The following is a 23,560-nucleotide window of genomic DNA, read 5'->3' as shown; positions in this document are numbered from 1 at the left end:
GATAACCCGTTCTGAATAGACTAACTTTTAGTTTCAGGCAACCAAATAATAAATGTAGTCCCCGGTGCATTGGGTGAAGTTAATTTAGAGTTGATTGCAGGGCTGAAAACCTCGATTTCGCCCTGCATTTGCTCTATTAATTGTTTAGCGATCGCTAACCCTAAACCTGTACCCGGAATTTCTGTTTGCGCTTGTACGCCGCGATAATGCCGTTCTCCAAGATGTTCTAAATCCTGGGGTGGAATGCCAGGCCCGTTATCACTAATGACTATTCCCTGAAAATTAGCTTTTTCTTGTCCCGCCTGAATCAAAATTTTGCCACCAGTGGGAGTGTATTTCAATGCATTATCGATGATGTTAGTTAACACCTCTCGTAATGCTTTGACGTTTGCACGTACTAGGGGTGAATTCTGTTGAATTTCAGTTATTAGTTTTAGCTTTCGCTCTTGTGCGATTGCTTTGGCTGATATTAATAATGGTTCTAATATATCTGCTAGCGAGCAGTCAACTGCTTTATCTCCGGTTCCGGGCAATAATAACGGTGGTTTAGCAGATTTTTGGATAGTTGCTTCTAGCAATACTTCATTTTCTGCTAGATGTAGTGGTGCTAAATCTGCCTCTGTCAAATCAATTACTTGATCAAATTGTTGCAGCAATTCTTGGAGGCGATCGCTTTCCCGCACAATACTATTTGCCACATCCCGGTTGGTATCTGCTGGCCGGAGTCGTTTCAATAACAGTTTGCCGAAAGTCCGCAACGCCGTTAATGGGTTACGAAACTGATGCAACAGGTTATCCAGCAAATCCCGCTGTTTTTCTTGGAGAATTTGTTGCTCACGCAACTGCTGCTCAAACCATGCTCGCCGTTGATCTAAAATACAAGCGATCGCCAGTGTTTGGGCTATCCGTTGAATCTGACTTTGCTCGTGTTCATTCCATGCGCGGTCTTCCCTACTTGTCACCAGTAACCCCATCATCACACCCTCATAAATCAGGGGTAAAACACTTTGGTTGCTACTAAGTAGGTATTCCTCTTTTAGATGGGGTTGAGACGCATCTGGTATTTCCGACTCCCGTGATGAGGTTGGAGATTCTGACCCTGCTGTCAATAACCTTCTCTGACGATTGGGTAATACAAACACATTTCCAACTTGAAGTTGCTTGTGTAGTGTCGCTTCACCAGTCTCCTCCCCTGGTGGTAATAATGCTGTTTCCGGGTAAATTACCACAGGAATCAGTTTGGCCTCACCTGAAGGAGTCTCTACCAATTCTTGTGTTAGGTACACAATACTTAATGTTGCTCCCAGGCCTTGGGTTAGCAGCGCTATTTGCTCTCGACACAGAGCAAGAAAATCGGAACTGGCAGACATTAACATTTTTTAGCTCTTGCTCAAGATTACAGATTTTGAGGCATGATTAAGAGAGGATACTTAATTTTTACCTCACTCATTTAATAAAGCTTAACTAAAATCTTCTTCGTGATGGTTTGTATTAAGGGATTATATCTTTAGGTGATTTTGTTTTCTCTATCTTCAAAGATATTAACTTTCTTACATTAAAAGGTTAAAAGCTATTGATATTTTGAACTAGAACTTATATAATGGCGACGGATTTTGTAGCGATCACTACAATCTATAGCTTGAAAGAGGAGGACAATATATTGGCAAGGAGACGCAAAAGGAAAAGTCGTCGTCGTCAGGAAGGACGGCGGATTCTGGAACATGTGCCTCAATATAGCATCGAAAGTGGCGAAGAAAAACCTGTGACAGCAGCGAGAAGATTCATTCAAGCTGAAGGGATTTTGCCTCCCGCGTTGCTACTCGTAAAGCGAAATGAACACACTACAGACCGTTATTTCTGGGCAGAAAAGGGGCTGTTTGGTGCTCAATACGTAGAGGAAAACCATTTCTTGTTTCCTAGCTTGAGGGTGTTAGAACCTTCACCAGGTCAAGAACCTCTTGCTTTAGCTAGTCGGTGAACCAGAAATGGTCATCTTACGCATTGAATGTGGCTCCTGACTATAATTAACTGGCAAAATTGCTAAGTTTATGCAAAATTTAATTTTTTTTTAGTTTGTAGCTGATTTGCCAGTAAATCTAGTCCAGGTATTGAAAGTCAACTTGTCTCAAACCACGCTAGGTTACATAGGTTGATAATAGTCTCATGATGCAGAAGGGAGTAGGTATAGAGCCAAGCGCCTCCAAAAGCGCTAGTGAAGTTGCGCTCTTATGCCGTAGATTATTAAGCAAGCTCTGTCAACAAATTTAAGTTAATAAATTTAAATTTTTCCCCACGACACAAGTTGTGGGGAAAACTGACAAAGCAGTAGCCTTGATTTCCTCCTGACTACTTTCCATTGCCTAAAAAGTAGGTCACGTCAGAAGTCTGCATATCATACTTAAGAGATGGTCACAAAAATCAACAATTATTCACCAGCCTTTAGCTGTAGAATCCTCTGTAACTCACTGAGTTCATCTCGATGGGCAACTACAGTGATCTTACTTGAGGAGGTTTGTTCGCTCTGAGTTGTTTCTACTTTGAGCGACACCTTCTCAAGTCTTCCAGATTTTTTCCAATAAAATAGACCACTTAAAGGCGACAGCAGTACCATAGCTAGAACAAGGGTACTGAGGCGAGGAAAAAGCAGAGACACAACTAGTGATAGACAAACAATACCAGTAGCTGCCAGTAGAGTTAGAAATATAGCTAAGAACCAGCTGGGGCGAACATTACCTTCAAAAGTCACCTGGTTTTGTTCTCGGTCTACCGCTGCCACTCGGTAAGACCGGGAGCGAAAATACTCTTTTAATTGAGATATTAAAGTAGCTTCGTCTTGCTCAGATACCAGTTGTGCTGTTTCTGTGCGGTCTTTAGTCGAGGCACGAATAAAGAAAAACAGCCCAACCGATAACAACAAGGTTAGCAGGAACGTAGATGGCAGAATAGCAGTATCCATAACTAATTGTTAGTGTTTGACTGGAAGAGACTTATTCATTATCAATTATTCGTTACTTTGTCCTCCGGTTGATGTAGTTTTGCCAAAGAAAAGCTAAATCCTGCGCTTGAACTTGCCATTCTGGAGAAACTTGGTACATCCGCCTGGGGCGTCCCCGTCCTTCGAGTTTCTTCCAATATCCAGTGATTGCCCTTTGGTCTTCCAGAAATTTGATTGCACTATAAAGTACGGTATCCGAAAGCCTATAGGTGGGATATTCAGTTTCTAATTGCTCAATCAACTCGGTTCCGTAGGATTCACCTTGTAATAAAACAGACAGTATGTAACAAACTGCTACTTCCTGACAAAGGTAAGTTGGCGGAGGATTCTCAAAGAATTGATATATATCCTCAAGTTTCATGGTTAGTGAATGGCTAAAAAAATGCCTTAGGGTAAGGTCTACAATCTTTGTAGTCAGTATACAGTGCTACTGCTAAGTGAGTAATATATATAAAGCTACTTAGACTAGATATCCATTGCGTAAACACCAAGGAATTACCCACGCCTGTGAAGTCGTGGGACGAGTTTGCGAGTTTTAGGGGCACAAAACAGTGTACCCCTACCCAAGCTCGATACGGTGTGGTGAGGAGCAAGCAGACAGTGGCGAAGTCACTATCTTGGTGTTAAGTGATGCCGAGCTGGTTAGAACTGCTTAAGCAATAAAATGCCATCGAAGAAATTCTACAGGTAAAATGCAATTTTGTCTGTAAAACTTAAGAAACACTTTGTTTTACAGTGATTTTACCAATGCAGATTCTAAAAACTTAAGAAGAAGGCGCTTGGGTTAAAGCTGCTACGCCTGTGGACATACCTAAGCAGTAAGCATTTTTGATTTCCTCGACAAGAGAATCTCTTGTCTTATTTGGCAAGTGTGATAGTAAATTTATCAAAGAAGACGCAAAGACTAGGAAAGAGAGAGACGCAAAGTGCGATATCTCTCAACAAGGCTTTCCATGTCCCCGTGTTTTTGTGTCCTTTGAAAGCGCCCAGCACATTGGTGATCAGTATGTCACAAACTCCCGATGCTCCATCATCTTCCTCAACTCTCCGGGCAATTGCCCAAACTTTTCGCCTTACAGGTTGGATTAGCTTCTGGATTCAGCTAGTACTAGGCGTTGTTTCTAGCATAATTGTGCTGCTGTTCGCCATTTTTAATCAAAGAACTGGCAGTCCTAGTAATAATCCTGGGACTGGCTTTGGCGTATTTTTAGCAATTTGTGGACTGGTTGTTTTAGGTGGGGGCATTTATTTAGCTTACCGTTACACTAGAATTGGCAAGCAATTGGAATCCTCCAATCCCAGCAACCGTCCTCGGAAAATCGAGACTGTGCAAGTATTACGTTTAGGAGTATTGGTGAATTTAGGGGGAACGCTGGTGACTCTTTTGGGGGCGCAAGCGATCGTTGGAACACTGGTAGCAAGATCCATATCTCCCCAAGCTATAACTACCCAGTTTTTTGACCCCACCCGGATTATTAGCGGTCTAGATATGCTTGTAGTACAGGCAAATACCAACACTGTATCAGCACACTTTGCAGGGCTTGTGGCGTCACTTTGGCTACTCAATCGCATTAACCGACCTTAGAAAGGGGAGTCGGAAGAAAAGGTAAAAGTCAAAAATCAGTAATTCTTTTGACTTCTTTTCCCTTCCTTTTCAGAGGTTGTATGGCGAATAATTTAAATATGTTCATTGTACTTTTCCGAAATTATCAAAGTACAGTGTGAATGCTAATACCAGTTATTCATATTAGCATCTGTCTACAGAGTGATATTAGAACTGTTATAGAGATGAATAATCTTTGTTGGAGGTCTTTCACTATGAAAAAACTAGAAATCTGAAAATTTGGTATATAAGTGTTTTTTAGTACTCTAATATTTGGATTGTGTAGTTCCCTAATCTTTATCTAACGCGAGAATAGCCAAAACCAGGCAGTGTACTGGAGTGGTTTACCCTCCGTACTTGCTTACTGGCTACCATCACTTACCAATACTCAGGAGTCTGGAAAATCGGAGGAGTAATACCAAATTTTGGATTTGAAAGTTTCTTAGCCTTGGCAAGATTGGCAGAGCAAAATTTTTATGTTTGCTTTTCTGCTCGTGGCAAGCCAAAATCAGTATATGCTGATGTGTTGGCAAGTAGATAATAGGCTAAAAACTGAGAAAAATCTGTGCTGGATATCAAGCAAATACGGGAAAATCCGCAATTAGTTCAAGAACGATTGAATAGTCGTAGTGGTAAATACGACATCGAACCGATATTACTGTTAGATCGGCAACAACGGGAACTTGAGGGGACGCGCAGTCAACTCCAAGCCCGTAGCAACGAAATCGGTAAAATTGTCGGGCAGAAGATTAAATCTGGGATCAATCCTCAAGACCCAGAAATTCAAGTTTTGCGCGATGAAGGTAACTCTGTCAAAGCTACGTTGAGCCAACTGGAACCCCAGGAAAAAGAACTCAAAGCTGAAATTGCCCAACTTGTGTTGGCACTTCCCAACTTACCAAGCGACTCTACACCCCTTGGAAAGAATGAGGAAGATAACGTAGAAGTGCGCCGTTGGGGTGATGAGTACATTCCCCAAAATCCGAATATTCTCCCTCACTGGGAAATAGGCGAAAAGCTAGGTATTCTCAATGTTGAGCGAGCTGTAAAAGTTGCCCAAAGTCGCTTTGTGACCTTAATAGGCGCTGGTGCGGCATTGGAGAGGGCTTTAATTCAATTTATGCTGACTCTCCATACTCAAGCGGGATATGTGGAAGTCAGTCCGCCGCTGTTAGTGAATACCGAGTCTTTAACGGCGACTGGTCAGTTACCCAAGTTTGCTGAAGAAAGCTTTAAATGCGCTGATGACGACTTGTGGCTGATTCCGACAGCAGAGGTTCCAGTTACAAATCTCTACCGGGGTGAAATTCTCGCTGCTGAAGATTTGCCTATTTACCACTGCGCTTTTACTCCCTGTTTTCGCCGCGAAGCTGGTAGTTATGGGCGCGATATGCGGGGATTAATTCGCCTGCATCAGTTCAACAAGGTGGAAATGGTGAAATTTGTCGAACCCAGTACATCTTTTGATGAACTAGAGAAATTGGTGGGGAATGCAGAAGCAATTTTACAGGCATTGCAGTTGCCTTACCGAGTAATAAATTTAAGTACTGGGGATTTGGGATTTGCTTCTACCAAAACTTATGATTTAGAGGTTTGGTTGCCTTCTTCTGGCAAATACCGCGAAATTTCTAGCTGTTCCAATACTATAGATTTCCAGGCGCGACGGGCTGATATTCGCTTCAAAGAGGCGGGGAAGAAAGGTACTCAGTTCGTACATACCCTCAACGGTTCGGGTTTGGCGGTAGGACGGACGATGGCAGCAATTTTGGAGAATTATCAACAACCTGATGGGACGGTGAGGATACCAAAAGTGTTGCAACCTTATTTGGGACGTGAAGTTTTGTAATTAGTCATTGGTCATTTGTCATTTGTCATTTGACCAATAGCTTCTTGCATAAATAATTTTTTGTCTCATGCAAAGGCGAGCCAGTACTTTGGGCGGGTGTTGATCTAACAATACATAGGTAAATGTAATAAATAATTTTTGAAAATAGATTATCCAGGAGGAAGCGGACACCCTAAAGGAATAACAAACAGGATAAGATTCTGTTGACCTTCAATGAGGATTTGGGGTGGGATAATGGAATTATTGCGATTGCTCACTATTTCAGATTTAGAACCGTTTCTAGCTGACCCGACACAGCTTAACACTCAACCCGTCGCCTTACAACTAGCAGTGGCGAGTTATTCCCCAACGCCACGCCCCTTGCTAGAAGTCTTAGTCAATAGCCCCTACGCGCCCGTTGCTGAAGCCGCACAATTGCACATCAACTGGGCAGGAGAACTCAGTGAAAATGGCCAGAATGCCGTTGAGGAAGTCTTAAAATCGCGCTATATCGGGCAAAATGACAAATTAGCAGTCGAACTGATCAAAATTGCCCCTGTTCCCCCCTGCTTCCTCAGTGAGTGGGTTCCTAGCCAATATCTCATTCAAGCTCTCAGCAATACCTATTTACCGCCACGATATCATCTCCAGTTACTGGAACGGTTAGCAAAAGAACCCAGCCTAGAACCGCGTTTACAAGTCGCAGAAGATCCTCAAACCCCATTGGCGTTATTAGAATCTTTGGCGGGAGATTTGGAGTTAGCTATTCGTCTCTCTGTGTCATATAATCCCAGTTGTCCGCCGGAGTTAGTGCGCTTAGTGCAAGGACAGCATGAGATAGCGCGTGATTGCGATACGGATGCAGAACAGTTAGCAACTTTAGCACAAAGTCGTTGGGATTGCATACGTTTCGCGGTGGCAAAAAATCCCTCAACTTCTCAAGCAACCCTACTGGCTTTGGCAGCGGATAAAGTCTTTAAAATTCGGTTAGCTGTGGCGCAAAATTCCGTTACCTCAGCCCAAGTTTTGGCGGTATTAGCAGAATCTGATCTGGAGATTCAATCTGTGGTGGCGCGGCATGAAAATGCTTCTGAAGAGATTTTAGAAAAGTTAGCACAGTATCCTAATGCAAATGTGCAGTTGGCTGCTAGAAGAAAGCCAGAATCAAATATTGATCTTATTCTTCAACCAAATATTGATCTTAATATTCAACAACGTACAACTCCTGGAGAAATTCTCGAAAAAATTGTTCATAGATCACATAATCTACAGAAAAAAGAAATCGCAAAACATCCAAATGTTTCGAGCAACACTTTAGAAAAACTTGCAGAAGATTCTAGTTATAGAGTAAGGTTAGCTGTTGCTCAAAGTTTTTCTATTTCTAGTAACTTGAGAGAAAAATTATTAGAGGAATTAGCAACACATGAGTTTGAAACAGTTCGTGCAGCAGTTGCAGGTTGGAGTAAAACCCCTCTTCATTTGATAGAACAGATTGGATCGCATATATTATCTAAATCCAAACCAGATATTTTGGTCTGTGCAGCATTAATTGGTAATATTAAAACTCCAATTGATTTAAAATCGAAAATCATAGAACATTTCAATCTGCTCAACCTAGATTATGATAGAAACTTAGAACTATGTATAGCTCTAAAAATTAATGAATATCTTCCCATTATGCAGGAAGATAAACGAAGAGACTTTCTTTATAAAATTAACTCAAGAGATATAGATACAATAGCTAAAGATTTACATTCTCCTATATATCTTCTAGAGCAAATCGCAGCATTAGGAACACAAAATGCACATTTAGCAAAAAATCCAGCCACTCCACCTGAGATATTAGTTCAGCTTGCTCGACAGCCTGTTGAAAACCGATTAATAATGTTAAACCAGTCCGTCAAATAAATGTTCGTCAAATAGTTTTAAATAATCCCAGCTTACCTACTTTAGAACGCTATCGGTTATTAGTTGCTCAAGAGCAAGAACAGGAAATAGCAGAAGCTAATCAAATTCTTGCTAATCGTTCTAACAGTTCCTATGCTTTAGCCCAAGTTCTTGAAACCGGAGATCAAAATACTAAACTCATCGCAGCCAGTAGCAACAAAACTCCAATCACTATCCTTGAACAACTAGCAAAAGATAGTGATGCAACCATTCGTCAAGTTGTCTCTCAAAATCCTAATTTACCGCTTCCTATTCTCTTGGATCTCACCCAAGATGAGAATTTAAATATCCGCTTGAACTTGGTGCGTCATCGTTCCAGTCAAATAGAAATTTTAGAACGATTAGCTCAGGATGAATCAGATTCAGTTAGAGCAGAAATTGCAGGAAATAAAAACACTCCCGTAGAAATATTAACTCAACTCGCTCAAGATTCCAGCAGAAGAGTGTGGGAGAAACTAACTGGAAATCAGAATACACCTGTAGAAGTTCTCGAATTTTTGGGAGTAGAAAAGAAAGTTGCTAATGCTTACAATCGTAAAACTCCAGGAAATGCCTTAGCAGCAGTAGTAGAACATACTCTAAAAAATAGTTATGGACAAGAGAAAGTGTTCGAGTATTTGCTCAGAAATCTAGAAGGCTCTCAAATGCCTGCCAGTACCCTCGAAAAATTATCAACAAACACAACTTCATGGATTAGATCGAACGTTGCACATCATCGTAATACTCCGTTGTCTGCATTAGAAAAAATGATAGATGATACTTATGAACCTGTTCTTTGGGGTATAGCTGGAAATCCTAATAGCTCACCACAATTGCTAGAGAGGTTGCTGAATAAGCATGATGAAGAAGTTGCTGGTGCAATGGTAGAAAGAAACGAAATTCCTGTCAATTTAATGGAAAGGTTGTTAGAAAATAAGTCCCAATATGTTCGTCAACCTGTAGCATCAAGTCTCAATCTCCCTCCAGAATTGATGGCAAAAATAATTGCTACAGAACCAGAAGAACCTGTCTTGATTTCTCTTGCTCGTAACCCAAATCTAACACCAGAACTATTAACTCAATTTATCCAGCATTCTAATGCAAATGTGCGTATTGCTTTAGTCCGCCATCCCAACTTAACCGAAGCACATTGGCAACAATTAGCCCAAGATAAAGCATTGCCAGTCCGTGAAGCCGTTGCTGCTAATGGGAATGTACCGGCTCAGGTTTTAGAGCTTTTATCAACTGATGAAAAAGTAGAAGTGCGGCTGAAAGTAGTAACAAATTCTCGGACTCCAGCAAGTGCATTAGTAGCTTTGACGCAAGATGAAGATTTAACCATTCGTGCTGCGGTAGCGACTAATCCTAACTTACCATCGGCTCAACTCGAACAACTTGCCCGTGATGAAAAAGTATAAGTGCGTCGTGCTGTAGCGAAAAATCCTCATACCCCGCCTGCGGTGCGTGCTTCCCTGCAAGATTTAGTCAAATCGGTTGTAAATCAACCCCCAACCAGCGCCACACTACGCGGTTTGAGCCGAATCTACAACCCCCAAACAGATGACTTAGCAACGGTGTTATCGGAGTATGCCGAGTCAGATGTTCCTTTTGTACGTTTGGTGACGTTGTTGCACCCTCTCACCCCTGCTGAGGTGTTGCAACAGGGGGCGCAGTCAGCATCTTGGCTGGAACGTTACGCAGTGGCTGATAATCCCGCCACACCAACAGATATCAAACAACAGCTTACCGAAGATAGCAATCGAATTGTTAGAGCAGTGGCGATCGCAAGTTTAAATTAAGTATAGGAGTAAAAATTCATGAAACCTGAAACCGAGCAACGCTTAGGGACACTGGAAGTTATTTTGGAAGAAGAAATACGCTACGGTCTTCCATGTCATGAAGATGGTGCAATTTTACAACCCTATGCGTGGGATGCAACTATAAAAGGTCAATTCACACCCTTAAATCTGATTAAATCTGAAGGTTGGATTATAGAAACTGACCCAGAAGTTACTTTGACAAATTGGCTGTGGCCAGAACAGAATGGTTTAGCATCGAGTCTTATTCATCTTTATAATAAAGATCCAAAAAAAAATCTAGATGAAGATACTAAAAATCAAAGATATCAACCATATTCAAATTTAGTTAAATTATTAACAAAGAAAATCAAGAAGTTACAGGCTTTTTCGTTCAGCTATAACTCTCATTATTCCCTATCCGTTCTTGTGGGGAGAGTTCCTGATAGTCAACGCTGGATTTGTCTTGCTTCCACTGTTCCCCAAGAAACACCTAAATTTATTAATAAACTTATTCACTGTTCGCCATACAAAGAAGAAAAACCATCTAATTTAGAAGCAGAACAATTGTCAAAAATTGAGAAGACAATTAATAACATGATTAAAGAGTTAGGCGAGATCATGATATATGGCTACTATGATGGTGGCTACGGGCATATTCATCATCACAGCATCGTTTTCGCATCAGGAAATAGTCAAGAAGAAGCAATTAATAATGCTTTGTTAAAATCTGGCTTAGTTGAAATTTATAAAGTTGAAAAAATTATGATTCAAGGAGATGGAGGTTCGGGATTTTGTGTTGATTATAGAGATTATAATACAGATAATGTTACTAACTTAATCAAGTTCTTAAACACTATGTTTCCTAAATTGTTACTTTATCGCTTTTGTTTTTGGGATTATGAACATCTTTATATTTTAGGAGAGACAGACAATTCCCTAGAAGATAGTTCCGCTTCCTGGGTCGGAGTTGCCATTCACAGTCAGTTTACCTACAATCCTTAATTTTACAGTCTATAGATTTTGATGCAGTTTGGATTAGGGTTGCCGCCACTTTTTTCGCCTGTGAAGCAGTTGACCAACTTCCTTCCATCATTGCCACCACGATCGCAAGCAGTTACCTGGCTAACTGTTAATGCATCTTTTGACTTGAAATAATGCCCCATGTCCAATGCCTAAGCCCCATGCCCAATGCCCAATACCCAATTAGAATAGAGATAACCGTATCTTAATATCTTCACTAAATTTACTCTATGTCAGTTTTAGCAGCGATCGCAGTCTTGGCTGTTTTGATCTTGGTACACGAGTTGGGACATTTTGTTGCAGCTCGTTCTCAAGGCATTCTCGTTAACCGTTTTTCTTTGGGTTTTGGCCCAGTTCTTTTTAAGTACCAAGGTTCACAAACCGAATATGCTGTCCGCGCCTTTCCTTTGGGCGGTTTTGTGGGCTTTCCCGATGATGACCCCGATAGCGATGTTCCACCCAATGACCCGAATCTGCTGCGTAACCGTCCAATTTTAGACCGGGCGATCGTCATCAGTGCCGGAGTGATCGCTAATTTAATATTTGCCTACTTGGTGCTGGCTCTGCAATTGGGCATCGTCGGCATTCCCAAGGAATTAAACTACCAAGCTGGTGTCGCCGTACAGCCTGTTAATCAAGAATCCATTGCCTATCAAGCAGGAATTCGGGAAGGAGATATTATTCTGGCTGTTAACGGTCAGGAACTCCCGGCTTCTGAAAAGGCAACTACTTTGCTGACAAAAGAAATTCAAACTCATCCCAATCAGCAAATCGAACTGAAAATTCAGCGGGAAAAGCAACAACAATCCTTGAAATTAACACCAAAACTGGGAGCCGATGGCAAAGGTGTAGTTGGTGTGGCACTCAGTCCAAATGCTACAGCAGTTTATCGCCGTCCTAATAGTCCTTTTGAAATTTTCGGCATTGCTGCTAACAGGTTTCAACAATTATTTGTTGGCACACTCAGCGGTTTTGGACAGTTGATTACCAATTTTCAACAAACTGCTGGACAAGTTTCTGGGCCAGTTAATATTGTCAAAATAGGTGCAAAATTAGCTGCTGATAATAGTGCAAACCTGTTGTCTTTTGCCGCAATTATCAGCATTAACTTGGCTATCATCAACATTTTGCCTTTACCAGCTTTGGATGGCGGACAACTCGCTTTTTTGCTGATTGAAGGTTTGCGTGGTAAGCCTGTGCCTGCCCGTATTCAAGAAGGTGTAATGCAAACCGGTTTGGTGTTACTCTTAGGGTTAGGAATTTTTCTGATAGTCAAAGAAACCACCCAATTAACTAGCGAATTGGAATGGGTGCAAAGATTGTTCCAGTGAAAATAGGGAGTGGGGAATAGGGAGTGGGGAATAGGGAGTGGGGAATAGGGAGTGGGGAATAGGGAGTGGGGAGTAGGGAAAAGAAAGTTTCACCTTTAAAACAAAGAGCGGTAGAGATTCTCTCTCGTCTGAAGCGTCTTTATCCAGATGCTACTTGCTCTTTGAACTACTCAACGCCAGTACAATTGTTGGTGGCAACGATTCTCTCTGCTCAGTGTACTGATGAGCGGGTGAATAAGGTGACACCAGCTTTATTTGGTAGGTTTCCTGATGCTGGGAGTTTAGCGATCGCTGACTTGGTAGAATTAGAAAGCTTGGTGCATTCAACTGGGTTTTATCGCAATAAAGCCAAGAACATTCAAGCCGCCTGTCGGATGATTGTCACTGAGTTTAACTCTGTTGTCCCCAACCAAATGGAACAGTTGTTAAAGCTTCCAGGTGTGGCGCGGAAGACAGCAAATGTAGTTTTGGCTCATGCTTATGGTATTAATGCTGGCGTAACGGTAGATACTCACGTCAAGCGCCTTAGCCAACGTTTGGGTTTAACTGAGCATACAGACCCGGTTCGGATTGAGCAAGATTTAATGGGTTTATTGCCTCAGCCTGATTGGGAAAATTGGTCAATTCGGCTGATTTATCACGGTCGTGCTATTTGTAAAGCCCGCTCTCCTGTCTGCGTTGCTTGTGAGCTTGCTGATTTATGCCCTGCTGCTAATAAGCCAGTGGTTGTAGGGTAAGCGACATGCGTAACCCCAGAATTGATGGAGAGACTGTAGAATGGAGAATGGTGTCTTTAAATTAAGTTAGAGAATTTATGGCAAAAAAGAGCTTGATTGAGCGCGAGAAAAAGCGCACCAGGTTGATAGAAAAGTATGCTGACAAGCGAGAAGCTCTTTTAGAAGAGTTCAGAAGTGCACCATCTCCTCTGGATAAGCTGGAAATCCACCGGAAGATTCAACAGCTACCCCGGAATAGTGCGCCCACCCGCCACCGCAACCGTTGCTGGCTGACTGGTCGTTCTAGAGGTGTTTACCGCGATTTTGGGTTGTCTCGGAACGTGCTGCGGGAATGGGCACATGAAGGTCTTTTGCCTGGAGTTGTTAAGTCTAGCTGGTAAAAAGTTATGAGTTATGAGTGATGAGTTATAAATTGAGATAAACCTAACTCCTAACTCCTAACTCTTATTGACCACAACACTTATCAATTCCCAGACTTTCTAAGAGTAGATCGCTAACGGCGTTGGCGATCGCAAACTCTCCGTAAAAGCTATTGGAAAAATCATACGACTGCATCTCTGTGACAATGGCAATTACCAGAGAACCAAGGTCGTTTTCTCCTTCCATCCGTTGACGCACAAAAATCTGTGCGGCTCGTTGGGCAATATTTTGGTTGACTGCTTCGGGGAGAAATTCTGTATCTAGCCACCGTTGTAAACGCTCTTGTAACCATTGACCTTCGAGCAACGGATTTTCGGGTGGTGGTAGGGTGATGGGTGGAATTGGTTGAGTCATCTTTTTTAAACGCAGAGGGACGCGGAGGGAAACGCAGAGGGACGCTGAGGTTGAGTGATAGCATCAAATTGCGTTTCTAAGAGTGTTTTTTTTATATTTATTTATGCAATATGATATCGCCGCTATTGTTGAGGGCTATGCACAAGGCTATTTTCTCATGGCTGATGAGCGCGATCGCCTGAATTGGTACGCAAGTCGCGATCGGACTTTTATTCCTTTGGATGAACGGTTTCATTACCCTAAGTCTTTGCAGCGTGTTCTGAATCAAGAACGGTTTACTGTGGCGATTAACCGTGATTTTGAGGCTGTGGTGGCTGGGTGTGCTGACAGAGAGACAACTTGGATTTCACCGGAATTGCAAAAGATTTACTGGCTACTTTACCAGAGTGGTTATGCTTTTAGTTTTGAAACTTGGCAGGGTGACGAATTAGCTGGGGGAATTTTAGGGATTGTTATTGGTGGCGCTTTCATTGGCGAGTCAATGTTTTACCGCATTCCTGAAGGTTCAAAGGTAGCGATGGTAAAGTTGGTGGAAAGATTGCGTCAGAGGGAATTTGTATTTTTTGATGGTCAAATGATGAATCCCCATTTGGAGAGGTTTGGCGCTTATCGGGTTGGGGATAAAGAATATCAAGCTTTACTTAAGCAAGCGTTGCAATATCGCTGTAACTTAGTATAAATGTTGAAAAAACTATAACCAATTTATACCACAATAACTTAAACGGTGTGTTAGCAAAAGCACGAAGTTGGGAATAATAAGCTGTAGCTCAAGTGCTTTTGGGGGTCAACTGTTATGATTCAACTCATGGTAGGGTGCCTGAAAAAATTATTTAACTATTCCAAGGTAGAAGAGTTCACCCTAGTAGAGAAGATAACGCCCAGTAGGATGGGCTTCTATTTCGAGCATGATGAACTCAAACGTTTGATGTTAAGGCTAAAAGGTTTTGAGACAGTTGAATTTACTGATGCCTATGGTACACCACTCACTCCAGAGGGTATTGATAAGCGTTTTGGCAAAGATGGCGGAATTGACTGCATCATCCATATTATTGCCCCCAGTGAAAAAGGTGCAAAGAACGTAGCAACAAGGATCAGAAACATCTTTGTCAAAGGTGACTATTGATGGCTCAACAGAAAATTGCTGTGGAGTTTAAGGATCGACACCTGACTCGTCCAATGCTAGATATGATCGTCGGCGCTCAACTCCGCGCTGTCCCGGACGCAACTGAAATCATCATTCGGTGTCGTTCTGCTGCGAAAACAGCATACGAGGCAATTGATTCATACGGTATCAGAATCACGATAGTGGCCAGGGAAACGACCCCTCAAGACTCATGAAGTATACTCTAAACTTCTCACTTAAATTAGAAAAAAACGGTTCACACATCATCTACAATCCAGAGGATTTTGTTGAAAAGCCAATTTTAATATCAGTTCCTGATGTTGTTAAGCTTTTTGAGGATTTCATCGAAACGTTTGAAGAAGTTGGTATCGTTGAGCAAGCTTCAACTAGAAGTATTCAGAGCAAAAAAAAAGAAACTGATAACGTCAGTAGTCAAGAGCAGCCATCTGAACAAAAGTCGGCGGCCACATCTGCTCCTCTAAAAGGTTTGTCTGGCAGAGTATCTATTTGTAAATCAAAAGAGCTAGGTGAAGCTGTCCTTAATCAATTTTGCACTGAACTCACAAAGTATCTTCAAGAATCTTGCTCAAAGCTTGCCCCGGAAAATTTCCTTTCTGAGGAGAGTAGTTTATCTTTTTCAGGACTGAGAGAAGTTTTTGAGATACGTAACTATCTAGCCAAATACACCAAGAGTGCAAAAAAAAATTATCAAGAGGGGTATATAGCAGTTTTCATAATTTGAATATATCTGATTTTTGGTGATATTGAAAATCGCTCAAACTTGTCTTTTCTTTCTCAGCTTTGAGTGCGATCGCTAATCTTGTAGGTTGAGTTGGCGCTAGGAAACCCAACATCTCTTTCTACTCCCAATCTTAACCACTTTCACGATGAGAAGTGCGATCGCGCTTGTTATCCATGAGATGATAGCTTGAGATTATTAGCAAGGAGATTGGCAGAACTACAGTCACTCCAGTAACCAGCTAAATAAACCTTCTACTGTTAGGCTGAAATCTTTAACAAATTCTGGCACTGGTAACTGTGTTCCTAGTTCTTCGTAAAAAGTGGTTGGTTGATCTGGCAAGTAGACAAACACAGATTGTTCTTCAGGATCAATCAGCCATCCCATCTGAGTTCCATACTTCAGGCAATGCAGAATATTTTTGGTAACTTTAGTTTGACTTTGATCAGGAGATAGAATTTCAATTGTCCAATCTGGGGCAATTGAGAAGACGTTAGCAACCCCACCATTTTCTTTGCGGGGAATTCTGTCCCACATAAACACAGAAATGTCAGGCACAATTGAGCGATTGCCAAAAGTACAGCGAAGCTCACAGAAAGCCCGCGCAATCTGTTTGGGTTTTACGACTAAGTTAATTGCAGGTGCTAACTCGGTCTGAATTGCGCTGTGTTCTCCTTGCGGCATCGGTTTTTGGATGATATGCCCATCAATGTATTCACTAGCAGGTTCTGTCTCTGGCAGCTCCAGAAATTCACTTAGAGTCAGGGGTTTAGCAGGGGTCTGTACCATTTTAGGTTTCCTTACGAGGAGTAAGTTGTACTACTGCTATTTGTTATTCTACAGATGAATAAATCAGTTGGTGCGGTGTAACTGTGCCGTTAACTGCTGAAGTCGTTAATGAGAGTAGTAGTTAAAAGATTGTCTGTTATTTTTCAACATTAGCGTAACTTACAACCCTGGTAGCATCATCAAGCTAACGCTGCGTTTTTTCTTCAGTAACTAATGTCAGACTAACCCATTCGCCTTTCTCGTTATAACTGCGAATCATCCGCAGGCGCAGGTTTGGTTGGATTAACCAACCCGCTTCCAAGAATAAGGGTTGACGTAACTGCACTTTGAGGGGAGAAGTTGCAGAAGCGCCATCAGGTAACAATAATACTTGTACTTGCTTTTGGGGATCTTGGTCAAAGAGAACGATGGAACCTTTGATGATAGCAGTTGAGGTAATTGTACGTTCCCCAAAAGAAGTACTTTGAATTAATCGCCCAGTATCATCAAGTTGTATTTTCAAAGTTGTAGAGTAAATATCAGGCGATCGCAAATCTCGATATATTGTCACTGCTTGGCCTTGCCATTCTCCCAACAAGTCATTTATCTGCAAGGGTGGACGTTCTGCTGCTGGGGTTCCAGCTAAATGTTCTCGAATTAAGGTTAGTTCATTTAGCTGACCGGTCTTATCAAACAGTTGCACCAGACGTAAGCGGCGATTTTCATGAACAAAAGCGAGTTCTCCACCGAATTCTGAAAATGGCCCTAGCTGAATTAAACCTTCAGAAAATGAACCATTTTCAAAAAACAGCAGACCCCCTCCCACAGAACTAAATTCTCTTTTCACATCATCCATTCCCGAACGGCTCAGAGTTAGGCGCACTGTCTGGTTATTGTTCAAATCCTCCAGCGAAAGACGGCTAGGAGTATCCTTCAGAAGTGTCCCTTGGGGAGAAAAATTGGTGAATGAACCTTCCCATACACCGAGATTTTGCAGAAAACATTCCCATTGCGATTTCATAGTTATTTGTCATTTGTCATTTGTACATAACCAATACTCAATGCCTCTCATCAGTGCTGAGTTTTGAGTGCTGAGTGGAGAATCTCACTTCTTTACTTGGAACTGTTTTGCCCAATGACCCGATGCCCGATGCCCCATGCCCAATGCCCAATGCCTAACCTTTAGCAAAACGTCGGACAGCAAATAAACTTCCCATTAATCCTACAGCTGCACCGAAACTCAAGAGAATTAGGGGCAATAGTAAAATTTGGGCTGGAGTGAGTTGCACCCCGTTGGTGATAGCTTGAATAAACTCAGGTTGATTGGCTAGCAACTTACCGAGAAACTGTTGAATCACAGAAATGAAACTCCAAGCGATCGCACCACCAACTAAACCAAAGGTAATTCCTTGTAAAATAAACGGGAGGTAAATCCAAATAGAAGTTGCTCCCACTAATTGCATAATTTCAATTTCCTGGCGTCGCGCCATCACAATCAAGCGAATTGTCGTGGTAGTCACTGCGATCGCTGTTAAGGTCAGAATAATCGTAATTGTTAAACTAATCCAATTCAAACCTTGGTGCAACTGGGCAATGCGTTTAACTGCTTCATCGATATACTCCACCGTATCAACTCCGGGTAACTTAGCCAGTTGCGTTGCTAAAGCTGGTACAACTTGAGAATTACGCGCTTTCACCTTCATCTCATCAACCAGAGGATTCTCACCTAGCTGCTGCGTAGCCCCCTCAATATCAGAAATTCTCATTTCCTTAACTAACTTAGTCCAAGCTTGCTCTTTGGTAATGCTTTGCATCGCCGCCACCTCTGGCATTTTTGCGATCAGTGGCTCAATGCTTTCGATCCGCGTATCCGGTTCGAGATAAACTGATACTTCTAACTGACTACCAAACTGGTAGAGGAGTTTTTCGACTTGCCAAGAGGTTTGCAAACTCAAGCCAAATAAAAACAGTAACACCGTCACAGTACTTATAGCTGCCCAATTCATCCAACCTCCCCGCACTAAACCGAGGAAAGTTTCTTTGAGCAGATAGTCAAGTTTCGTCAGAGATTTAAACACACATCACCCCAGTCAAAAATTTTTTAAGAAGACTTCAGGAGTCAGAATCAAGACGCTCTCGAAGCAAGCTATATCCGCCAGTACTTTAACAAACTCAGTAAGCATCGGACTCCAATTCATGCTGAATTCTGACTCCTGACTCCTGAATTCTGTTTTTATAACTCATAACTTATAACTCAGCACTCATAACTGACTAGTGACGAGCTTGATAGAATTAAAGTAGTAAGAATTTTCACCATCTAGCCATCGAGACTCATGCCCTCTGAAATTGCTGTAGAGAAAAAAAAGTTAAAAAATCCACCTTTGGAGCTTCATTATTTAGGCGATCGCGTGCTGCGTCAAGCTGCAAAGCGGATTTCTAAAGTAGATGACGAACTTCGCCAACTGGTGCGCGAAATGCTGCAAACTATGTACAGCAAAGATGGCATTGGTTTGGCTGCATCCCAGGTGGGAATCCACAAACAACTAATTGTCATCGACCTGGAACCAGAGAACGCAGCTAATTTGCCCTTGGTGTTGATTAATCCCACCATAAAACAAGTAAGCCGCGACATCTCTGTTGCCCAAGAAGGATGCTTGAGTATTCCCAATGTATACCTAGACGTTAAACGCCCTGAAGTCGTAGAAATTGCCTATAAAGACGAATACGGTCGTCCCCGGACGTTAAAAGCTAATGACCTGTTGGGACGCTGCATTCAGCACGAGATGGATCACCTCAACGGCGTGGTATTTGTAGACCGTGTGGAAAACTCCTTGACTTTAGTCCAGGAGCTATCTAAGAATGGCTTCTCGTATCAAGCGGTGAAACCAATAGCATAGGGGGCTAGTAGTGTATTTAACTCCAAAAAGCGGTTTATTTCTGGGTGGTTCTTGTGTAAGTGCGATCGCAGCGGTCGGTTCAATTTTTGAACTCAGTTACGGACAACCAGATTTTGGTGTCACAGTCACGGCAATTATCCTGGTATTGAGCATTCCACTCACAGGATTATTTTTCTTTGCCGCAGTGAAGGACGCAAGGGCTAACATTAAATAAGCATCAGGTACAGAAAAAAGGTAAAAGGATGAAAGAAACGCAAAGTTTATCCTTTTACCTTTTATTTTTGCTGTTTATCTTCCACTGCCCCTAAAGCTTTTAGCGTCACTAACTGGGCTGCGGTTAACCCTGTAACTCCAGTGATATTCATTCCTTCGTAGGGTTTTAGCGATCGCAGTGTTTTTAAGCAATCACCCGTCATTACATCCCAAAGCTTAATTGTCTCATCTTGGCTACCACAAATCAGAGTTTGACCATCGGGACTAAAGGCAACTGACTTTACCCAATTAGCCCCCTGCAAAGTTTTAAGGCACTTGCCATTATGGACATCCCATAATTTTACCGTTTGGTCTTCACTGGCACTAGCTAAAATTTGACCATCGGGACTAAAGGCAACTGACCAGACTCGATTAGTATGTTCTTGCAAGGTTGTCAAGCATTTGCCCATGTCAACATCCCATAACTTCACCGTTTGGTCATCACTGCCACTAGCTAAAGTCTGACCATCTGGGCTGAAAGTAACTGACCTGATCCGATTGCTATGTCCCTCCAAAATTTTAATGCATTCTCCCGTATAGATATCCCATAACCTCACTTTTTGGTTTTCACTGCCACTAGCTAAAATTTGACCATCGGGACTAAAGGCAACTGATCTTACCCAACTGGTATGCCCTTGCAAGGTTTGGAGGCATTTTCCCGTGTGAACATCCCATAATTTCACCGTTTGGTCGTCACTGCCGCTAGCTAAAATTTCACCATCAGGACTGAAGGCAACTGACCTGATTCGATTGGTATGTTCCTGCAACCTTTTGAGGCATTGTCCCGTGTGAACATCCCATAATTTAATTGTCTGCTTTTCACTGCCGCTAGCTAAAATTTGACCATCAGGACTGAAGGCAATTGACCGTACCCAACTGTTATGCCCCTGCAAAATTCTGAGAAACTTATCGTTACGGACATCCCATAATTTAACTGTTTGCTTTTCACTGCCACTAGCCAAAGTCTGACCATCGGGACTGAAGGCAACTGACCTAATTCGATTGGTATGTCCCTGTAAAGTTTTAAGGCACTTATAGTTATGGACATCCCATAACTTCACTGTTTGGTTTTCACTACCACTAGCCAAAGTTTGGCCATCGGGGCTGAAAGCAACTGACTTTACCCGATTGCTATGCCCCTGTAAGTTTTTCAAACACTTTCCATTTCGGACATCCCATAACTTCACTGTTGGGTCGTCACCACCGCTAGCTAAAATTTGACCATCGGGACTAAAGGCAACCGACCATACCCGATTGGTATGCCCCTGCAAGGTTTTCAGGCACTTACCATTACCGACATCCCACAACTTCACTGTTTGGTCGTCACTGCCACTAGCTAAAATTTGACCATCGGGACTAAAAGCAACTGACCTCACCCAACTGCTATGCCCCTGCAAGATTTTCAGGCACTCACCATTGCGGATATCCCATAATTTAATTGTCTGCTTTTCACTGCCACTAGCTAAAGTTTGACCATCGGGACTAAAAGCAACTGACCTGACTCGATTAGTATTCCCTTGCAATGTTTTCAGGCATTTTCCGGTATTAACATCCCATAATTTTACCGTTTGGTCTTCACTGCCACTAGCCAAAGTTTGACCATCGGGGCTGAAGGCAACTGACCTTACCCAATTACTATGCCCGTGCAAGGTTTTGAGGCAATTACCGTTATGAACGTCCCATAACTTCACTGTTTGGTCATCACTGCCACTAGCTAAAGTTTGACCATCGGGACTGAAGGCAACTGATTTTACCCAACTGCTATGTCCAGTACAGCTAAAAAGTAGCTTGCCATCGTCAACTTGCCACAAGTAAGTTTTGCCATCAGCATCACCCGTAGCCAAAAGTTTTCCATTCGGGCTAAATGCTACTGATGAAATACTAACTAATGTTTCTGCAAAAACGGACTTAGCTAAATCAGCATTGGCAAAATTCACCCGATGCAAATTCACACTTTGTAAATATGCTTGCCAAATAGTTAGATTAGAAAAGTCATAGCCGCTAAAATCAGTTTGTAGTTGACAAAGTATATTTAGCAGATTTCCACCCGCATATCCAGCTGTTTGTGGAACCTGTTGCAGGTGCAATAAAATTTGATAGAGATGATGTTCAATATTTTTAGAATATCTAAAAATAGTTGATAACCTATCTATAATTGGTTTAAGAATTAGGGTAATCTGAGTGTTTCTAATATAATCTTTTGCCGTAGCTTCCATTAAAGCATGGCTGATAAATAGTCTAATCTCACCAGTGGTAATTTCGTGACAAACCTGTTCAACCAGTCGGTCGATCATGTATTCCATCACCACAGACTGGAGGGTGAAAAGTGCTGTTCTTTGTTCAATTAGCGATCGCCGCCGCAGTGATTCTAGCGCCTCCAATACTTCCCTTTTGGGCAAGGGACGCACAATATCATTTAGCAATTCCTCTAAAGAAACTAACTCCCGCTTGATTGCTAACCAATAAATTATTTCTTTTTCTATCTCTGACAACCGCTCAAATTGCTGGTCTAATAAATTCCGGGTGTCGCCAAAAATTATCTCTCCTTCAGCAAGAAAGGCAGCGATATCACCACCAAACAATTCTCGAATTGGCTCAGAAACTAGCTTTAATGCCAAAGGATTACCGGAATACTTGTCAACTAGCTTCGCCCATTCCGGTTGTAACCCAGATATCCCTTTATCTTGGAGAATTTCTTGCCCTTCTGTTTCTCCTAAACCAACTAATGATAATGTTCTGACTGGTGATGCTTCTCCCTCTAAAGGAGCAAATTCTTTTGGTTTTTCGCGAGATGTCAACACCAAGCAGCTTTGATGTGGTTCTTCCCCTACCCGTCTCAGTAGTTGACCATAACCTGTATATTCTGGTCTATAGTGTCCGGCGCGATCGCCTTCCTGTAAAATTGTCTCTACATTGTCCAATACCAAAAGACAACGACGCTCTCGTAAATAATTAATCAGCAGCGTTACTCTACCATCTACGGTTTCTGGCAAATCTGTTTCCCTCTCATCAGATAAAAATCTGATCAGGTTCGCCAACATCTCTGCGACGGGTGGCGCATTGCGGAGACTTCGCCAAATCAAATACTCAAAATTCTCCTGAACTTCCTTTGCCAGTTTCACAGATAAAGCAGTTTTGCCAATTCCCCCCATTCCCAATATTGCCACTAGTTGGCAGTTATCCTTAATCAGCCACTGCGTTAGCTGAGACAATTCTGCTATCCGTCCATAAAAAACGCAGATACCAGGTGCTTCACCCCAATCTTGGTGGTTTTGGGCAATGGGTTTCTCATTCAGTAAAGATGCTTGATATTCAGATTCAATAACTTGCTGTAACTTAGTGAGCTTACCTGGGCCGCTACCAGTAACATTAAATTTCTTGTAAACTTCGCTTAATCTTTTGCGTACTGCCTCGGCGCTAATCGCCAATTCTTTAGCGATCGCATTTGGCGATTGTCCCTGACCGGCGTATAATAACACCTCTATCTCACTGCTAGACAAGCACCGTTTTTCGGCAAAAGCCAAAAGAACGTTTTCGGGAATCATACTCACACTCATACTCATTACAGACCAATGTTATCTCACCTAGTGAGATAACATTACTACCAATACGGTATCCCCTCAATATCAAAACCCAACACCCAAAAACTTTGTTATTGTTGGGTTTGACTTCGTTCAACCCAACCTCCGATTATTTTCTTTGCCCAGAGTAATAGAAGAGCGCTAATTAGGCGGACATGATATTACATCAGAGCAAGCTCTCGAAGAGCGA

At 42.1% G+C, this 23,560-nt stretch carries 26 protein-coding genes; 16 read left to right on the top strand and 10 right to left on the bottom strand.

The window, feature by feature from the left end:
* Positions 1-20: 20 nt before the first annotated feature.
* The gene (locus tag V7K30_RS28285; protein WP_335005027.1) at positions 21-1,376 is read right to left on the bottom strand and encodes a GAF domain-containing sensor histidine kinase; all 1,356 of its coding nucleotides are present in this window, start codon (positions 1,374-1,376) and stop codon (positions 21-23) included.
* Between the two features lie 284 nt (positions 1,377-1,660).
* Between V7K30_RS28285 and V7K30_RS28280 the strand changes: the two genes are divergently transcribed.
* The gene (locus tag V7K30_RS28280; RefSeq protein ID WP_041566316.1) at positions 1,661-1,978 is read left to right on the top strand and encodes a DUF3155 domain-containing protein; all 318 of its coding nucleotides are present in this window, start codon (positions 1,661-1,663) and stop codon (positions 1,976-1,978) included.
* Positions 1,979-2,425: 447 nt separating this feature from the next.
* Here the strand turns inward: V7K30_RS28280 and V7K30_RS28275 are convergent, their stop codons facing one another.
* Complete coding sequence (locus tag V7K30_RS28275) at positions 2,426-2,956, bottom strand: cofactor assembly of complex C subunit B (RefSeq protein ID WP_335005025.1); 531 nt, start codon at positions 2,954-2,956, stop codon at positions 2,426-2,428.
* A 52-nt stretch (positions 2,957-3,008) separates the two neighbouring features.
* Complete coding sequence (locus V7K30_RS28270; protein WP_335005023.1) at positions 3,009-3,356, bottom strand: PadR family transcriptional regulator; 348 nt, start codon at positions 3,354-3,356, stop codon at positions 3,009-3,011.
* A gap of 645 nt (positions 3,357-4,001) precedes the next feature.
* Here V7K30_RS28270 and V7K30_RS28265 point away from each other — a divergent pair.
* The 6 genes from V7K30_RS28265 to V7K30_RS28240 all read left to right on the top strand — a co-directional run bounded on the left by V7K30_RS28265 (position 4,002) and on the right by V7K30_RS28240 (position 11,150).
* Positions 4,002-4,580 carry a DUF3611 family protein gene (locus tag V7K30_RS28265; RefSeq protein ID WP_335005021.1) on the top strand — a complete coding sequence of 193 codons (579 nt, stop codon included), beginning with the start codon at positions 4,002-4,004 and terminating at the stop codon, positions 4,578-4,580.
* 583 nt (positions 4,581-5,163) lie between these two features.
* Positions 5,164-6,444, top strand: a complete 1,281-nt coding sequence (gene serS / locus V7K30_RS28260) for a serine--tRNA ligase (RefSeq protein ID WP_335005019.1) — start codon at positions 5,164-5,166, stop codon at positions 6,442-6,444.
* 234 nt (positions 6,445-6,678) lie between these two features.
* Entirely contained in the window at positions 6,679-8,331 is a 1,653-nt protein-coding gene (locus V7K30_RS28255; RefSeq protein ID WP_335005017.1) for a hypothetical protein, read from the top strand.
* Between the two features lie 296 nt (positions 8,332-8,627).
* A complete protein-coding gene (locus V7K30_RS28250; RefSeq protein ID WP_335005015.1) occupies positions 8,628-9,767 on the top strand; it encodes a hypothetical protein in 1,140 nt (379 codons plus the stop codon).
* Entirely contained in the window at positions 9,768-10,148 is a 381-nt protein-coding gene (locus tag V7K30_RS28245; protein WP_335005013.1) for a hypothetical protein, read from the top strand. It begins immediately after the preceding gene.
* Positions 10,149-10,166: 18 nt separating this feature from the next.
* Positions 10,167-11,150, top strand: coding sequence for a hypothetical protein (locus V7K30_RS28240; protein WP_335005011.1), 984 nt, complete (start codon positions 10,167-10,169; stop codon positions 11,148-11,150).
* A 2-nt stretch (positions 11,151-11,152) separates the two neighbouring features.
* On the opposite strand, the gene V7K30_RS28235 is transcribed toward V7K30_RS28240, so the two are convergent.
* Positions 11,153-11,311: a hypothetical protein gene (locus V7K30_RS28235; protein WP_335005009.1), complete on the bottom strand. Its 159-nt coding sequence runs from the start codon at positions 11,309-11,311 to the stop codon at positions 11,153-11,155.
* A gap of 87 nt (positions 11,312-11,398) precedes the next feature.
* Here V7K30_RS28235 and rseP point away from each other — a divergent pair, with 87 nt between their 5' ends.
* From rseP to rpsN, 3 genes are all read left to right on the top strand, one after another.
* Entirely contained in the window at positions 11,399-12,499 is a 1,101-nt protein-coding gene (rseP, locus tag V7K30_RS28230; RefSeq protein WP_335005007.1) for an RIP metalloprotease RseP, read from the top strand.
* A 65-nt stretch (positions 12,500-12,564) separates the two neighbouring features.
* Positions 12,565-13,236, top strand: coding sequence for an endonuclease III (nth, locus tag V7K30_RS28225; RefSeq protein WP_335005005.1), 672 nt, complete (start codon positions 12,565-12,567; stop codon positions 13,234-13,236).
* A 77-nt stretch (positions 13,237-13,313) separates the two neighbouring features.
* Positions 13,314-13,616, top strand: a complete 303-nt coding sequence (gene rpsN, locus V7K30_RS28220; protein WP_334867077.1) for a 30S ribosomal protein S14 — start codon at positions 13,314-13,316, stop codon at positions 13,614-13,616.
* 64 nt (positions 13,617-13,680) lie between these two features.
* Here rpsN and V7K30_RS28215 read toward each other — a convergent pair whose 3' ends face one another.
* The gene (locus tag V7K30_RS28215) at positions 13,681-14,010 is read right to left on the bottom strand and encodes a hypothetical protein (RefSeq protein ID WP_335005003.1); all 330 of its coding nucleotides are present in this window, start codon (positions 14,008-14,010) and stop codon (positions 13,681-13,683) included.
* A 103-nt stretch (positions 14,011-14,113) separates the two neighbouring features.
* On the opposite strand from V7K30_RS28215, the gene aat reads away from it, so the two are divergent.
* From aat to V7K30_RS28195, 4 genes are all read left to right on the top strand, one after another.
* Positions 14,114-14,689: a leucyl/phenylalanyl-tRNA--protein transferase gene (gene aat / locus V7K30_RS28210; protein WP_335005001.1), complete on the top strand. Its 576-nt coding sequence runs from the start codon at positions 14,114-14,116 to the stop codon at positions 14,687-14,689.
* 114 nt (positions 14,690-14,803) lie between these two features.
* On the top strand, positions 14,804-15,133 hold the full coding sequence (locus tag V7K30_RS28205; RefSeq protein WP_335004999.1) for a hypothetical protein: 330 nt from the start codon (positions 14,804-14,806) through the stop codon (positions 15,131-15,133).
* Positions 15,133-15,348 carry a hypothetical protein gene (locus V7K30_RS28200; RefSeq protein WP_335004997.1) on the top strand — a complete coding sequence of 72 codons (216 nt, stop codon included), beginning with the start codon at positions 15,133-15,135 and terminating at the stop codon, positions 15,346-15,348. The genes V7K30_RS28205 and V7K30_RS28200 overlap by 1 nt, the downstream gene beginning before the upstream one ends.
* A complete protein-coding gene (locus V7K30_RS28195; protein ID WP_335004995.1) occupies positions 15,345-15,875 on the top strand; it encodes a hypothetical protein in 531 nt (176 codons plus the stop codon). Before V7K30_RS28200 ends, V7K30_RS28195 begins: the two co-directional genes overlap by 4 nt.
* On the opposite strand, the gene V7K30_RS28190 is transcribed toward V7K30_RS28195, so the two are convergent.
* From V7K30_RS28190 to V7K30_RS28175, 4 genes are all read right to left on the bottom strand, one after another.
* Positions 15,865-15,987, bottom strand: a complete 123-nt coding sequence (locus V7K30_RS28190; protein WP_335004993.1) for a hypothetical protein — start codon at positions 15,985-15,987, stop codon at positions 15,865-15,867. The two genes, V7K30_RS28195 and V7K30_RS28190, sit on opposite strands and share 11 nt — an antisense overlap.
* Before the next feature lie 110 nt (positions 15,988-16,097).
* A complete protein-coding gene (locus V7K30_RS28185; RefSeq protein ID WP_335004991.1) occupies positions 16,098-16,661 on the bottom strand; it encodes a Uma2 family endonuclease in 564 nt (187 codons plus the stop codon).
* Between the two features lie 184 nt (positions 16,662-16,845).
* Positions 16,846-17,661, bottom strand: coding sequence for a DUF3598 family protein (locus V7K30_RS28180; RefSeq protein WP_335004989.1), 816 nt, complete (start codon positions 17,659-17,661; stop codon positions 16,846-16,848).
* A 154-nt stretch (positions 17,662-17,815) separates the two neighbouring features.
* Positions 17,816-18,718, bottom strand: coding sequence for a cell division protein FtsX (locus V7K30_RS28175; protein ID WP_335004988.1), 903 nt, complete (start codon positions 18,716-18,718; stop codon positions 17,816-17,818).
* A 255-nt stretch (positions 18,719-18,973) separates the two neighbouring features.
* Between V7K30_RS28175 and def the strand changes: the two genes are divergently transcribed.
* Together def and V7K30_RS28165 are read left to right on the top strand one after the other, a co-directional pair.
* Positions 18,974-19,537 carry a peptide deformylase gene (gene def / locus V7K30_RS28170; RefSeq protein WP_335004986.1) on the top strand — a complete coding sequence of 188 codons (564 nt, stop codon included), beginning with the start codon at positions 18,974-18,976 and terminating at the stop codon, positions 19,535-19,537.
* 10 nt (positions 19,538-19,547) lie between these two features.
* The gene (locus tag V7K30_RS28165; protein WP_335004985.1) at positions 19,548-19,751 is read left to right on the top strand and encodes a hypothetical protein; all 204 of its coding nucleotides are present in this window, start codon (positions 19,548-19,550) and stop codon (positions 19,749-19,751) included.
* A 61-nt stretch (positions 19,752-19,812) separates the two neighbouring features.
* On the opposite strand, the gene V7K30_RS28160 is transcribed toward V7K30_RS28165, so the two are convergent.
* Positions 19,813-23,334 carry an NB-ARC domain-containing protein gene (locus tag V7K30_RS28160; RefSeq protein WP_335004983.1) on the bottom strand — a complete coding sequence of 1,174 codons (3,522 nt, stop codon included), beginning with the start codon at positions 23,332-23,334 and terminating at the stop codon, positions 19,813-19,815.
* Between the last annotated feature and the right edge of the window lie 226 nt (positions 23,335-23,560).

It is taken from the genome of Nostoc sp. (assembly GCF_036917655.1).
In the GTDB taxonomy this organism is placed as follows: domain Bacteria; phylum Cyanobacteriota; class Cyanobacteriia; order Cyanobacteriales; family Nostocaceae; genus Nostoc.
This window is presented reverse-complemented; position numbering and strand designations above follow the sequence as displayed.